The 13012-nt window shown below is 72.5% G+C and carries 14 protein-coding genes; 10 read left to right on the forward strand and 4 right to left on the reverse strand.

All coding sequences use genetic code 11. The features are described 5' to 3' along the window. Positions 1-111: 111 nt before the first annotated feature. Together ABNG04_RS13260 and ABNG04_RS13265 are read right to left on the reverse strand one after the other, a co-directional pair. Positions 112-699 carry a DUF84 family protein gene (locus ABNG04_RS13260; RefSeq protein ID WP_371162878.1) on the reverse strand — a complete coding sequence of 196 codons (588 nt, stop codon included), beginning with the start codon at positions 697-699 and terminating at the stop codon, positions 112-114. After that, on the reverse strand, positions 696-1490 hold the full coding sequence (locus ABNG04_RS13265) for a cobalamin-binding protein (RefSeq protein ID WP_371162879.1): 795 nt from the start codon (positions 1488-1490) through the stop codon (positions 696-698). Before ABNG04_RS13265 ends, ABNG04_RS13260 begins: the two co-directional genes overlap by 4 nt. Before the next feature lie 284 nt (positions 1491-1774). Here ABNG04_RS13265 and ABNG04_RS13270 point away from each other — a divergent pair, with 284 nt between their 5' ends. From ABNG04_RS13270 to ABNG04_RS13295, 6 genes are all read left to right on the forward strand, one after another. Continuing rightward, entirely contained in the window at positions 1775-2749 is a 975-nt protein-coding gene (locus tag ABNG04_RS13270; RefSeq protein ID WP_371162880.1) for a transcription initiation factor IIB, read from the forward strand. Between the two features lie 75 nt (positions 2750-2824). Further along, positions 2825-3532 carry a type I 3-dehydroquinate dehydratase gene (locus ABNG04_RS13275; RefSeq protein ID WP_371162881.1) on the forward strand — a complete coding sequence of 236 codons (708 nt, stop codon included), beginning with the start codon at positions 2825-2827 and terminating at the stop codon, positions 3530-3532. Between the two features lie 64 nt (positions 3533-3596). Then, positions 3597-3785, forward strand: coding sequence for a multidrug transporter (locus tag ABNG04_RS13280; RefSeq protein ID WP_371162882.1), 189 nt, complete (start codon positions 3597-3599; stop codon positions 3783-3785). A gap of 118 nt (positions 3786-3903) precedes the next feature. Then, on the forward strand, positions 3904-4887 hold the full coding sequence (locus ABNG04_RS13285; RefSeq protein ID WP_371162883.1) for a rhomboid family intramembrane serine protease: 984 nt from the start codon (positions 3904-3906) through the stop codon (positions 4885-4887). Then, entirely contained in the window at positions 4887-5750 is an 864-nt protein-coding gene (locus ABNG04_RS13290; protein WP_371162884.1) for an endonuclease V, read from the forward strand. Before ABNG04_RS13285 ends, ABNG04_RS13290 begins: the two co-directional genes overlap by 1 nt. 85 nt (positions 5751-5835) lie before the next feature. Further along, complete coding sequence (locus ABNG04_RS13295) at positions 5836-6108, forward strand: DUF7385 family protein (RefSeq protein WP_297884423.1); 273 nt, start codon at positions 5836-5838, stop codon at positions 6106-6108. Positions 6109-6160: 52 nt separating this feature from the next. On the opposite strand, the gene ABNG04_RS13300 is transcribed toward ABNG04_RS13295, so the two are convergent. After that, positions 6161-7483 carry an MBL fold metallo-hydrolase gene (locus ABNG04_RS13300; protein WP_371162885.1) on the reverse strand — a complete coding sequence of 441 codons (1323 nt, stop codon included), beginning with the start codon at positions 7481-7483 and terminating at the stop codon, positions 6161-6163. A gap of 109 nt (positions 7484-7592) precedes the next feature. On the opposite strand from ABNG04_RS13300, the gene ABNG04_RS13305 reads away from it, so the two are divergent. Genes ABNG04_RS13305 through ABNG04_RS13315 form a run of 3 tightly spaced genes read left to right on the forward strand, consistent with a single transcriptional unit; the run spans position 7593 to position 9781 of the window. Next, positions 7593-8360 carry a nucleotide-binding protein gene (locus ABNG04_RS13305; RefSeq protein WP_371162886.1) on the forward strand — a complete coding sequence of 256 codons (768 nt, stop codon included), beginning with the start codon at positions 7593-7595 and terminating at the stop codon, positions 8358-8360. After that, the gene (locus ABNG04_RS13310) at positions 8357-9019 is read left to right on the forward strand and encodes a DUF8054 family protein (RefSeq protein WP_371162887.1); all 663 of its coding nucleotides are present in this window, start codon (positions 8357-8359) and stop codon (positions 9017-9019) included. The genes ABNG04_RS13305 and ABNG04_RS13310 overlap by 4 nt, the downstream gene beginning before the upstream one ends. A 36-nt stretch (positions 9020-9055) precedes the next feature. Beyond that, positions 9056-9781, forward strand: coding sequence for a DUF8116 family protein (locus ABNG04_RS13315; protein WP_510952323.1), 726 nt, complete (start codon positions 9056-9058; stop codon positions 9779-9781). A gap of 249 nt (positions 9782-10030) precedes the next feature. On the opposite strand, the gene ABNG04_RS13320 is transcribed toward ABNG04_RS13315, so the two are convergent. Next, positions 10031-10384: a hypothetical protein gene (locus ABNG04_RS13320; protein ID WP_371162889.1), complete on the reverse strand. Its 354-nt coding sequence runs from the start codon at positions 10382-10384 to the stop codon at positions 10031-10033. Between the two features lie 228 nt (positions 10385-10612). On the opposite strand from ABNG04_RS13320, the gene ppsA reads away from it, so the two are divergent. Next, complete coding sequence (ppsA, locus tag ABNG04_RS13325; RefSeq protein WP_371162890.1) at positions 10613-12973, forward strand: phosphoenolpyruvate synthase; 2361 nt, start codon at positions 10613-10615, stop codon at positions 12971-12973. The last annotated feature ends 39 nt before the right edge of the window (positions 12974-13012 follow it).

A 13012-nucleotide genomic window follows, 5' to 3' on the forward strand; every position in this document is an offset into this window, starting at 1 on the left:
TCGGGTTAACACGTCGCAGTCGTGCGGTTTTCCGCGATGAGGCGGGAGAGAGTCCGGGCCCAGGTGCGGGTTTGGGTACGGTCTTCGAACCGCGCACGGGGCTCGAAGCGGTCAGTAGAGGGCAGTGACGAACGGGCCGAGCGCGCCGCTCACGCCGGCGGCGAGCGCCTCGGCGCGGTCGACGCGGCCGTTCGTGAGCGCGCCCGCCGCGCCCCCGCGCTCAGCGATCCCGTCGGTGTCGAGGCGGTCGTCCATCACGGGCCCCAGCTCCGCCCCGTCATCGATCCGGGCGGCGATGGTCGACGGAAGCGCGAGGCTCGGCCCGGCCCCGCGGCCGACGCGGTGGCCGTCCGTCACCGCCGCCCACATGATCAGGTACCGATCGTCGGTCCCGTCGAACCCGGCGACACCGCCCTCGATGCCGACGCCGAGGTCGCACCCCGCGGCGTGGTCGGGCTCCGCGCCGCTCTCCTCGGGCGCCACGTCGAGGACGGCCGTCGCCCGGTTCTCCGCCCCCGCGATCGTCTCCGCGTGGCCCCGCGGTTGTTCGCTCACCCCGGAGTCGACCGGGACCGACTCGACCGCGACGCCGGTCGGAGCGCCGGGGAGGTCGTCGTCCGCCGCCGCGCCGAGCGCCAGTTCGACCGCGCGCCGCTTCACCGGGTTGCCGCTGCCGACGCCGACTCGCAGGATCGTCATGTGCGGGAGTCGTCGGCCGCGGCCGAAAACGCCTCGGGATGGAGCAAGCGCGCCAGCCGCTCGACGCCGTCGATCAGGGTGGGGCTCGGCTGGTTTAGGAGGGAGTCGTCGATCACGCTCACCGGGGCGTCGATCCAGTCCCGCTCGGCGACGCCGGCGGGGTCGACGCGGTCGCCGTGCCCGCAGACGTGGACGACGACGCGGTCCGGGGCGGCGCGCTCGACGGCGGTGGGGTCGACCTCGCGGGAGCGCTCGCCCGGCTCGACGAACGGGTAGCGGCCGCCCGCGGCGCGGACCGCGTCGGGGACCCAGTTGCCGGCCGCCATCGGCGGGTCGGACCACTCCTCGCAGTAGACGGTCGGGCGGGGACGGTCGGCGACGCGCTCGGCGACGCGGGCGAGTCGGTCGCGGGCGTCAGCCGCGATCGACTCGCCCGCGTCGGGTCGGCCGACGTCGCTCCCGCGCGCCGCGAACCCGTCCACCGCGTCGTCGAGGGTCGCTGGCTCGCGGTGCGCGACGTCGAGGCCGCGGTCGCGGCAGTCGTCGGCCAGGTCAACCTGGAGCTCGTCGCTGGTGAGGACGACGTCGGGGTCGAGCGCGGCGACGCGGTCGAGGTCGGGGTTCAGCCAGCCGCCGACGACGGTCGGGGCGTCGGCTCCGTGCGCCGACCCGGGGGCGTCGCCCGGGAGGTCGCAGTGAGCGGTGACGCCGACGAGGCGGTCGGCCGCGCCGAGCGCGGCGACGGTGGCGGTCGCGCTCGGCGCGAGCGAGACGACGCGGGGCGCGGACATGGGGTCCGATCCGGCCGCGACGGTGTCAACCGTTTCGGTCCCGGCGGCGAGTCGGGGAAGGGGGTCGAACGTCGCGGGGCCGAACGCGGCGGCGGCGAGGAGTCCGCAGGGGGAGAAGCCGGTCGGGGAGAAGTGGGCGGATGGGAGACCGGCGAAAACGCGTGATAGATCATGTTCTTTTGTCGAGATCCGGGCGACACGTTCCGGTCGTTTTAAGTTATGTTCCGTCGACTGTAACGTAAGATCGCTCTCGGGCAGTTTCAGTTTCCGGGGGCTACCGAGCTATGAGTGAACGACTACACACACGGGGGAGTCGCTCCCGAACGGAGACGAAGGAGGAGGAATCGGAGAACACGGACGAGACGCTCAGCTGCCCGGAGTGCGGCGGCCACGTCATCAACGACGAGGAGCACGGGGAGACGGTCTGTAGCGACTGCGGGCTCGTCGTCGAGGCCGACTCGGTCGACCGCGGGCCGGAGTGGCGCGCGTTCGACTCCCGCGAGAAAGACGAGAAGAGCCGCGTCGGCGCCCCGACGACCAACACGATGCACGACAAGGGGCTCTCGACGAACATCGACTGGCGCGACAAGGACGCGTACGGCCGGTCGCTCGGCGCGCGCCAGCGCCAGAAGATGCAGCGGCTCCGCAAGTGGAACGAGCGGTTCCGCACCCGCGACTCCAAGGAGCGCAACCTGAAGCAGGCGCTCGGCGAGATCGACCGCATGGCGAGCGCGCAGGGGCTCCCGGACAACGTCCGCGAGACCGCCTCCGTCATCTACCGCCGCGCGCTCGACGAGGACCTGCTCCCCGGCCGCTCCATCGAGGGCGTCTCCACCTCCTGCGTGTACGCCGCCGCCCGGATGGCCGGCGTCCCGCGCAGCCTCGACGAGATCGCCGACGTCTCCCGGGTGGAGAAGGCCGAGATCGCCCGGACGTACCGCTACGTCGTCCGCGAGCTGAAGCTCGAGGTGAAGCCGGCCGACCCCGAGCAGTACGTCCCCCGGTTCGCCTCCGACCTGGAACTCTCCGAGGAGTCCGAGATGCGCGCGAAGAGCCTCCTGCGCAACGCGAAGGAGAAGGGCGTTCACTCCGGCAAGTCGCCGGTGGGCCTCGCCGCGGCCGCCGTCTACGCCGCCGCCCTCCTCACCAACGAGAAGACGACCCAGGCCGCGGTGTCGGAGGTGGCCGACATCAGCGAGGTCACCATCCGGAACCGGTACCACGAGCTGCTGGAGGCCGAGGACGGCCTCGTCGCCTGACGCGACTCGGCATCCCCTTCGCTCGGTCCGCCCCGGAGGCACACACCTAAGTTCTCACCCGCGGAACGCCCGCGTATGTTCGAGGAGTTCGTTCTCGCCGCGAGCACGGCCGACCTCTCGGCGGAGCCGGCGGCTCGCGACCACGCCGACGCCGTGGAGTTCCGACTGGATCTCGCGGGCGACCCGCTCGCCCAGCTCGACGCGTACGACGGCGACCTCCCGCTGCTCGTCACGAACCGGGCGTCGTGGGAGGGCGGCGAGGCGACGGGGCTCGGGCGGTACGACGCGCTCTCGACGGCGATCGGTCACGACGCGGTCGCCGCGGTCGACGTGGAGCTCGCCGCGTTGCGCGGGACGCACCCCGACCCGGCGGAGGAGTCGCACGCGACGGCGCTGCGGGACGCGGCGCGCGAGGCGGGGGTCGCGGTGGTCGCGTCGATCCACGACTTCGAGTCCACCCCGGAGCCCGCCGCGCTCGTCGACCTCCTGGCCGACGCCGCGAGCGAGGGCGACGTGGGGAAGCTGGCGACGACCGCGACCGCGCCGGGCGACGCGCTCGCGATGATCGAGGCGACCCACGAGGCGACCGCGGCCGGCCACCTGGTCGCCACGATGTGTATGGGCGAGCCGGGGCGGCACACCCGCGCGGTCACCCCGGTGTACGGGTCGAAGATCGGCTACGCGCCCGTCGACCCGGCGGACGCGACGGCGCCAGGCCAGTACCCGCTCGCGACGCTCCGAGAGCTGGTCGACGGGCTGCGGGCGGGCGAGACGGAGGCGTAGGAACGCGACGTCGGTCGGCCGGGGCAGACACTTTTTATTATCGCTGTCGAATGGTGGCGGTGAGATGCCGCTCGTCGAATCGAGTCAGTCCTCGCTGGTCTCCGCGTTCGGCCTCCTCGTCGCCCTCGTCGCGGTCGTCGGCACCCGCTTCCTCGGCTGGGAGTGGGGGTCCGGCGGGCTCGGCCCGACCCTCGTCGGGGTCGCGGTCGCCGGGGTCGCCGTCGCGGTCGTCGCCGGCCGAGCGCTGGAGTGAGCGCCCCTCGGGCCCGTTCGAGCCCGTCGCCAGCCACCGGCTCGTCGCGTCGTCGGCTCCCCTGCCGCGTCCGGCACGGAGCCAAACCGCTTTACGACCGCCCCCGTAAGTGTCGACAATGGCGACGTGCGACGTGTGCGGGGAGTACGAGAACCTCCCGTACCAGTGTAAACGGTGCGGCCAGACGTTCTGCGCCGAACACCGACTGCCCGAGAACCACAACTGTCCGGGGCTCGCCGAGTGGGACGACCCCGGCGGGGTCTTCGACAGCGGCTTCGACGAGACCATCGAGGGCGGGTCCGCGGGCGGCGGCGCGGAGGCCCGGGGCGATGGGAGCGGGTTCGTCGACCGCGTCAAGCGCCGTGTCGACCGCGAGACCAGCACGGGCGGGCTGGTGAGCTACTTCCGAGGGAACGCGACGTACACGATTCTCCTGGCGATATGGGTCACGTTTCTCGCCCAGCTGGTCGTGTTCTGGGGCGTGAGCCCGGCGCTCCACGACCAGCTGTTCGTGCTCCGGGCGGACGCGCTCGGGCGGGTCTGGACCTGGCTGACCGCCGTCCTCTCCCACTCGCCGGTCAGCCTCTACCACATCATCGGCAACAGCGTCGTCCTGTTCTTCTTCGGCCCGCTCGTCGAGCGGGCGATGGGGTCGAAGCGCTTCGCCGGGTTCTTTTTCCTCTCGGGGATGATCGCTGGGCTCGGCCACATCCTGTTCGCGCTCGCGACGGGCGCGACGTCGACCGGCGTGCTCGGGGCCAGCGGCGCCGGCTTCGCGATCCTCGGCGTACTCACCGTCTGGCGGCCGAACATGCAGGTGCTCCTCTTCTTCGTCGTTCCGATGAAGATCAAGTACCTGACGTGGGGGATCGCGCTCGTCTCCGCGGCCCTCGTCGTCCAGAGCGTCATGGCGGGCGGCGCGGGCAGCGCGGGCGACATCGCGCACCTGGCGCACCTGATCGGCTTCGCCATCGGGCTCGCGTTCGGCAAGCGCAACGAGGGGCTCGCGCGCTCCGCAGGCGGCATGGGCGGCGTCTCGATGGGCGGCGCGCGCGGCCCGCGCGGGCCGGGTGGCCCCGGCGGTCCGGGCGGCCGGTTCTGATGGCCCTCGCGCGGCCGGACCTCCGGCCCGACCCGTCGCTGTCGACGGCCGAGATGGAGGACCTCCAGCGCGAGATCGCCGCGGCCGCGACGTTCGACGACGACCATGCGCTCGACCCGGATGCCGTCGCGGTCGAGGAGGCCGCCTCCCTCGCGGACGGGCTGCCGCCGGCGCGATCGGACGCGGTCGCGAACGAGACGCTCCCCGGGACGGGCGGCACCGGAGACGGATCTGACCCCCCGACGGTCGTCGGCGTCGACCAGGCGTTCCGCACCGATCGCGCGGGAGACCGTCCCAACGCCGCCGTCTCCGCCGCGGTCGCGCTCCGCGGCGGGACCGTAGTCGAGTACGCGAGCGCGACGACGCCGCTGTCGATCCCGTACATCCCCGGCCTGCTCGCGTTCCGGGAGGGTGAGCCGATCCTAGCCGCGCTCGACGCGCTCGACGCCGACGCCGACCTGCTGGTCTGTGACGGCTCCGGGCGGATCCACTTCCGCGAGGCGGGGCTGGCGACCCACGTCGGCGTCCTGTGCGACGTGCCGAGCGTCGGCGTGGCGAAGAGCCTCCTCTGTGGCGAGCCCGACGAGCCGACGGCCGAGCGCCCCGCGGGCTGGCGGACGCCGATCCGCGCGGACGACGCGGTGACGACGGCCGAGCCGGGGACGGTGGTCGGCCACGCGTTCCAGTCGCGCCAGTACCCGAACAGCAGGCGGGTGAACCCCCTCTATGTCAGTCCCGGACACCGCGTGTCCGCGGCGACCGCGGTCGACCTTGTCGCGGCGCTGTGCGCGGGCTACAAGCTCCCCGAGCCGACGCGGCTCGCGGACGCGCACGCGGAGCGGGCGAAAGGCGACGCGGAGTGAGTGTGGAGGCCGTACGATGGCGGCTCCGTGTCACCTGTTGCCACGGGCAGGCGGTTTTTAGACGATCGCCCGCGAACGCGGAGACATGGGAGACGACGACGCGGAGAGACCGATGTCCGCCGAGGAGTTCCGGTCGCTGACCGACGGCTTGGTGCGCCAGAGTTCGGGCGGCGGGACGACTGTCTACAAGAACGCCGCGGGAGTCGGCTGTCCGAACCCGGACTGCGACCGCGGCGTCTTCCAGACGCTGTTCGTCAGCGACCACGGCTGGCAGCAGATCGGCGCGACCCGCGACGGGATCGACCTCTGTCTGGTCAACACGGAGTCGAAGCGGCTCGTCTTCATCCACGACGAGTGAGCGTCGCAGCCCGGCGGCGACGACATCGACGGCGATCGGGGCGTCGCGGCCGTCAGTCGTCGTTCGCGGCGGAGTCCGCGTCCGGGCCGGCGGCGCAGCGGTTCGGGCCGAGTTCGAGTTCGATCGCCGCGGTCTCGTCCGGGGGCGACTCGCCGCCGCGGTTGGCCGCGATCACCGACTCGTAGTTCGGCGGCTTCTCCGGCAGCGTACGGGTGATGCGCTCGACGAACTCGTCGGCGTCGAGGCTGAGGACCTCGATCTCGCGGCGCGCGGTCCCGACCGTGGTGGCGACCGGTGTACCGGGCTCGACGTCACCGGTCGTGCCGTCGTTCGCGACCGCAAAGTGGCCGGGGCAGACGACGACGTCGTCGGGCTGTGCGAGCAGCGTCCCATGGAGCGAGTCGTACAGCCGCCCGGCCGCAGCCGCCGCGCCCGCGTCCGAGGCGTCTCCGGCGTCCCCACCGTCGTCGCCGGCCGAGAACTGGAGCTCCGTCCGGCCCACGCTGTCGGTGAACAGCGTGTCGCCCGTGAGCACCGCGGCGTCGCCGACGAGGTAGCTCGCGCCGTCGTCGGTGTGGCCCGGCGTCGCGAGCATCTTCAGGTCGACGCCGCCGACGTCGAGCGTCTCGTTGCGTTCGATCGGCTCGAAGTCGGAGGCCACGTCGCGGGCGGCGGCCGCCGCGGGCAAGTAGTACGGGACGCCGAGGTCGTCCGCGAGCGCCCGGCCGCCGGAGAGGTGATCGGCGTGGACGTGCGTGTCGAGGACGGCCGTGATCGACGCGCCGCGTTCGGCGGCCGCCGCGACCCACTCGTCGCCGTGTCTGGAGACGTCGACGGCGACGGCGACGCGGTCAGAGCCGTCGGAATCAGCGACGGCGACGCGGTCATCGTCTGAGCCGGCAGCGGGGATATGATCCGCTCCGCCGGCCTCGCGACCGCCGACGACGAGGTAGCCCAGGCACCCCTTCGCACGGCGCTGTACCTGGACGACGTCGAGCGGCGGGGCCGCGTCCCGTCGATCGGGGAGCGGGACCTCGGCGCGGTCGTACACCGCGGACCAGCCGCGCATCCCGTCGGCGACGACGGTGACGTCCGCGTACCCCGCGGCGGAGAGCTCGGCGGCGAAGTCGTCGGAGGCCTTCCCCTTCGCGCACAGCGTGACCACGCTGTCGTCCGGCGAGAGCCCGGTTTCCCGCTCGAAGTCGTCGACATCGAACTCGTGGAACGGCTTGTAGAAGTAGTGGACCGCGTCCGCCACGCGCCAGCCCGCGAAGCTCTCCTCGGGTCGCGTGTCGACCACGGCGAACGAGCGCTCGCCGCGCCGACGCGCGTCGATCCTGTCGCGGAACTCGTCGGCGGATATCGTCTCGGCCATACCGGAGCCTCGCACCGAGGAATCAAAAGCGCTGTCGACGGCGCGAGGGCCGTCCGAGCGGACGACCGCGATGAAGAGGATTTATTCGGACCGCCCGGCGAGCGGGCGTATGGTCGAGGCGTTCGCGGTCGCCAGCGGGAAGGGCGGCACGGGGAAGACGACGAGCACGCTCGCGCTCGGGATGGCGCTCGCGGCCGACCACGACGTGACGGTCGTGGACGCCGACACGGGGATGGCGAACCTGCTCTTTCACGCCGGGCTCGACGACGCGGCGGTCACCCTCCACGACCTGCTCGTCGAAGGGACCGCGACGGACGTCGACGAGGCGACCTACGAGCGGTTCGGGCTCTCGGTCGTCCCCTGCGGCACCTCGCTGGCGGGCTTCGAGGCCGCGGAGCCGGAGCGCCTCCGCGACGTGGTGGCGGAGCTCGCGCGCGACACCGACGTGCTCCTGCTCGACTCGCCGGCCGCGCTGGGGTCGAAGTCGGCGGTCTTGCCGGTCGTGCTCGCCGACCGCGTCGTCGTCGTCGTCGAGCCGACGATCCCCGCGCTCTCGGATGGGCTGAAGGTCCAGGAGTACGCGCGCTCGTACGGCACGGAGACGGCCGGCGTCCTGTTCAACAAGGTCCGGAGCGAGGCGGACGACGTCGCCGCGCAGGCGGAGCGGCACTTCGGGGGCCCGGTCCTCGCGAACGTCCCCGAGAGCGATGCGGTCCGCGCGGCGCGCCGGGCCGGCGAGCCGCTGCTCGCGCACGCTCCCGAGAGCGACGCCGCCGCGCGCTACCGACGGGCCGCCGGCCGCCTCGACGTGCGCGACGGCGACGGCGACGCGGTCGCCGACCGGTTCCGCAGCGCCGTTGTCCCCGACGCGCCATGAGTGAGAGGTCGGATCGCGACGAGGCGGAGGAGTCGCCGACCCTCACCATCCCGCGGGGGACGCTCCTGCGTTCGCGAGTGGTCTCGGACGTCGGGACGACGCTGTCGCGCGCGCTCGACCGCGGGCTCACCGGCTACGCGACGCTCGTCCCGCAGGAGACGCTGCTGCTCTCGGGCGAGGCCCGCGGCGTCCTCACCTTCGAAGACGGCGTGCCCGTGCTCGCGTACAACACCGTGACGGACAGCGGCGGGCCGGACGCGCTCGCGGAGCTCGCGGTCCCCGGCCCCTACCGCGTCGAGCTGTATGCCGTCGACGCCGACGGACTGGCCGCGGCCCACGGGGAGGACGCCCTGCGCGTCGCGCCCGACGCGGCCGCGACCGAACTCGCCGACGACGCCGCGCTCGCGGACCGGACCCGCGAGGCGGCCCCGGCGGACCGGCTGCGGGACGACGCCGACGAGGACGACGCCGTCGCCGCCTTCCTCGCAGACGACGCTCGGATTGACGCGATCCGCGAGCAGGCCCGGGCCGAGGCCCGCGACCGCGCCGCCGAGTGGGGGCTCGACGATGCGCTCGACGGCCCGAGCAAACCGGACGGGGACGACGTCGGCGCGGCGGCCGGAGAGGGAGCTGCGAGCGACGGCGCGGTCGGTCGCTGACCGAACGGTTATTCCGGCCCGCCCCGTCCGATCGGTATCACGGTCCTCCGACTGCTGCGGCTGACGGCGACCGCCGACTTCGCGAGCTGGTACGCCGCCGGCCGCGCGTACACGACCGGCGTCGCCGAGGGGATGGACTTCGCCGGCGTCGATTCCCTCGACGGCGACCGCGTCGAGCGCCGCCTCCGGACGGCCCCCGAGGAACTGACGCCGGAGGAGGCCCGCTCGGTCGCAACAACCCTGTTGGCGGACGGCGCGTTTTCCGAGCCTTACTGCGAGTGGCTGCCGACCTGGTACGAGCTCGCGCTGATCGCGCCGGTGCGCTACTGCGACTGGCGGCTGCGGCGGGTCGCCGGCGCGGTCGCCGACCGCGCGTCCGTGACCGCGACCGCGCCGCGGTTCTCGCGGCCGACCGACGTTCGGATCGACGGCGCCCCGGCGCTGTCGGGAGTCTCGGGCTTCCGCGACCGGTTCCTCCTCGCCGACTCGCTGCTCCACCTGGAGTGGTTCGACCACGTCGCCGCGGCCGACGGCATCGAGGTGCCGGACGGCCTCGTGACACGGGCGCGGGAGGAGTCGCTGTCGTACTACGGGGGCGGCCGCGACCGCCTCTCGCCCGACGTACGGCGGTTCCAGCGCCACCTCTTCGCTGACGACCGCTGGGTCCGCCGCGTCGACGAGGCGTACGACCTCGACAGCGCGCTGTTCGGCGTGTGGGAGGGGCTCTTGCGCGACGAACGGCGGCGGCTCGGCCAGGAGTGAGCACCGGTCGATACGAGTGTGTTACAGACCCCGTAACGAGTTACCGGGTCTGACCGCAAAACGGCAGGTAAGTATAGCCTGGTTTGACCGTTACAAAGGAATACGAACCACGGTTCGGTTCGCTGTCCCCCACCTTTGGCCCTCGTTTCGCCCGCGGCCGCGGCGTGTTCACCGCGGCTGATTTCCGTCGCGTCTCTCCCGGCTACCGGTCGGTACCGCCTAAGTCTCTCCTGGCCACCAGTCAGTTCGTCAGCGCCGGCAAGCGAGCAGCGCGGCCGCGACCGCCGCGAGCGGACCGAACCCCGGCGTCTGTTCCTCGATTATCGGAGCGCCGGCACCTCCGTCGGAGCCCTCGCCGCTCTCGCCGGAGGCACCGCTACCGGCGTCGTCGTCGGTTCCGGACCCGTCGCCCGCACCCGCTCCGTCACCGCCCGTGTCGGAGTCGTCAGCGCTCGACGAGTTCTCGGCGTCAGACGCGCCGGCGTCGGCGTGCGAGACGGCGAAGTACGAGAGGCCGGGCGTCTCGACCGTGTAGACGGCGTCGCCCTGCGCCGTGGTCTCCAACGCGGTCCACTCGTCGTCGACGAGGCGGAACAGCCGCACGTCCGCCGGCGACGCGCCCAGCGCCTCGGCGTCCGCGGTGAAGGTGACGGTGACGCCCGGGAGGTCCGCCGCGCCGAACCGCCGGGAGCGACAGATGCGGACCCGGACGGCGAGCGGTCGCGAGGGGCCGCGTCCGCCGAAAAGAACTCGGCGGCGAGTAATATTTTATTCAGTCGTTCGCCCGCCGGAACCTTCATAGGTCGCCTCGCGGATCCTCCGAGTACACGAATGGCAGTACTCTTGCTGGAGGACGTCGACGCCGACGACGTCGGGACCGTCGGCGGAAAGGCCGCGTCGCTCGGCGAACTCATCGGTGCGGGACTCCCCGTCCCGCCGGGGTTCGCCGTCACCGCGGGCACGTACCGTACCTTCATCGAGGAGGCCGGGATCGACGTCGAGCTGTTCGACGCCGTCGACGTCGACCCCGAGGACTCCGCGGCGCTCCGCGAGGCGGAGGAGCGCGCGGCGGAGCTCATTCTGGAGACGCCGTTCCCTGACTCGGTCCGAGAGGAGATCCTCTCGGAGTACCGGGCGATGGGCGAGGACGGCGAGGAGGTGTTCGTCGCAGTCCGCTCCTCCGCGACCGCCGAGGACCTGCCAGACTCCTCGTTCGCCGGCCAGCAGGAGACGTTCCTCAACGTCCGCGAGGAGGACCTCCTGCGGCGCGTCAAGGAGTGCTGGGCCTCGCTTTTCACCCAGCGGGCGATCTACTACCGCCAGCAGCGCGGGTTCCCGCATGAGGACGTCGACATCGCGGTCGTCGTCCAGCGGATGGTCGACGCCGAGAAGTCCGGCGTGATGTTCACCAGTCACCCGTCGACGGGCGCGCCGCAGGTCACCATCGAGGCCGCGTGGGGGCTCGGCGAGGCGGTCGTCTCGGGCACCGTCTCCCCGGACAACTACGTGTACGACCGCGGGCGGGCCGAGGTCGACGAGGTCACCGTCGCGGACAAGAAGGTGGAAATGGTGAAGGACGCCGAGACCGGCGAGACGGTCCAACTCGACGTCGCGGAGGACCGCCGGACCGAGCGGGTCCTCTCCGACGCCGAGATCGACGACCTCGTCGCGCTCGGCGAGCGGGTAGAGGACCACTACGGCACCCCGCAGGACGTCGAGTGGGCGATCTACGACGGCGAGATATACATGCTCCAGTCGCGGCCGATCACGACGATCCGCGAGGACGCCGGCGGCGAGGAGGCGGCCGCCACGGACGGCGCGGACGCCGCGACGGGCGCTGCGACCGGCGACGGCGGCGCGGCGGGGAGCGCCGTCAACGGGGGAGCGAGCGCGGTCGGCGGGGAGGACGAGGCGGACGTGCTCGTCGACGGGCTCGGCGCGAGCCCGGGCGTCGTCTCCGGAGCCGTCCGGATCGTCCACAAGCTCGACCACCTCGATCAGGTCCAAGACGGCGACGTGATGGTAACGGAGATGACGATGCCCGACATGGTGCCGGCGATGAAACGCGCCGCCGGCATCGTCACCGACGAGGGCGGGATGACGAGCCACGCGGCGATCATCTCCCGCGAGCTCGGCGTCCCCGCGGTCGTCGGGACCGGGAACGGGACCCGGGTCCTCGAGGACGGCCGACAGGTCACGCTCGACGGCGACAAGGGGACGATCCGGGCGGGCGAGTCGGCGTCGGCCGAGCCGGGCGACGAGTTCGAGCCGGTCGAGGCGGCGCGCCCCGAGACCCCCGTCAAGCCGATGACGGCGACGGAGGTGAAGGTGAACGTCTCGATCCCGGAGGCGGCCGAGCGCGCCGCGGCGACGGGAGCGGACGGCGTGGGCCTGCTCCGGATCGAGCACATGGTGCTGTCGCTCGGGAAGACCCCCGAGAGGTACATCGCCGACCACGGCGCCCGCGCCTACCAAGACGAGCTCATCGAGGGCGTCCGACGGGTCGCGGACGAGTTCTACCCGCGGCCCGTCCGGGTGCGGACCATCGACGCGCCGACGGACGAGTTCCGCGAGCTGGAGGGCGGCGCGGGAGAGCCGGCCGAGCACAACCCGATGCTGGGGTGGCGCGGGATCCGCCGGAGCCTCGACAAGCCGGAGCCGTTCCAGCAGGAGCTGGCCGCGTTCGCGCGCCTCTACGACATGGGGTACGACAATCTGGAGGTGATGTTCCCCCTCGTCAACGACGCGAAGGACATCGAGGGGATCACGCGGCACATGCGGGAGGCCGGGATCGACCCCGAGACACACCGCTGGGGCGTGATGATCGAGACCCCGGCGAGCGCGCTCCAGATCGAGGACCTCGCCGAGGCGGGGATCGACTTCGCCTCCTTCGGCACCAACGACCTCACGCAGTACACGCTCGCGGTCGACCGCAACAACGGGCACGTCGCCGGCCGGTTCGACGAGCTCCACCCCGCCGTGTTGCGGCTCATCGGCGACACGATCGAGACCTGTCGCGAGCTCGGCGTCGACACCAGCATCTGCGGGCAGGCCGGCTCGAAGCCGGAGATGGTCGAGTTCCTCGTCGAGAAGGGGGTCTCCTCCATCTCCGCGAACATCGACGCGGTCCGCGACGTCCAACACGAGGTCAAGCGGACCGAGCAGCGCCTCCTGCTCGATTCGGTCCGCTGAGCCGAGCAACGGCCGCGTCTCTCGACCGACCTCAAGAGC

Origin of the sequence: Halorubrum miltondacostae, from assembly GCF_041379815.1 — an archaeon.
GTDB classification, from domain to species: domain Archaea; phylum Halobacteriota; class Halobacteria; order Halobacteriales; family Haloferacaceae; genus Halorubrum; species Halorubrum miltondacostae.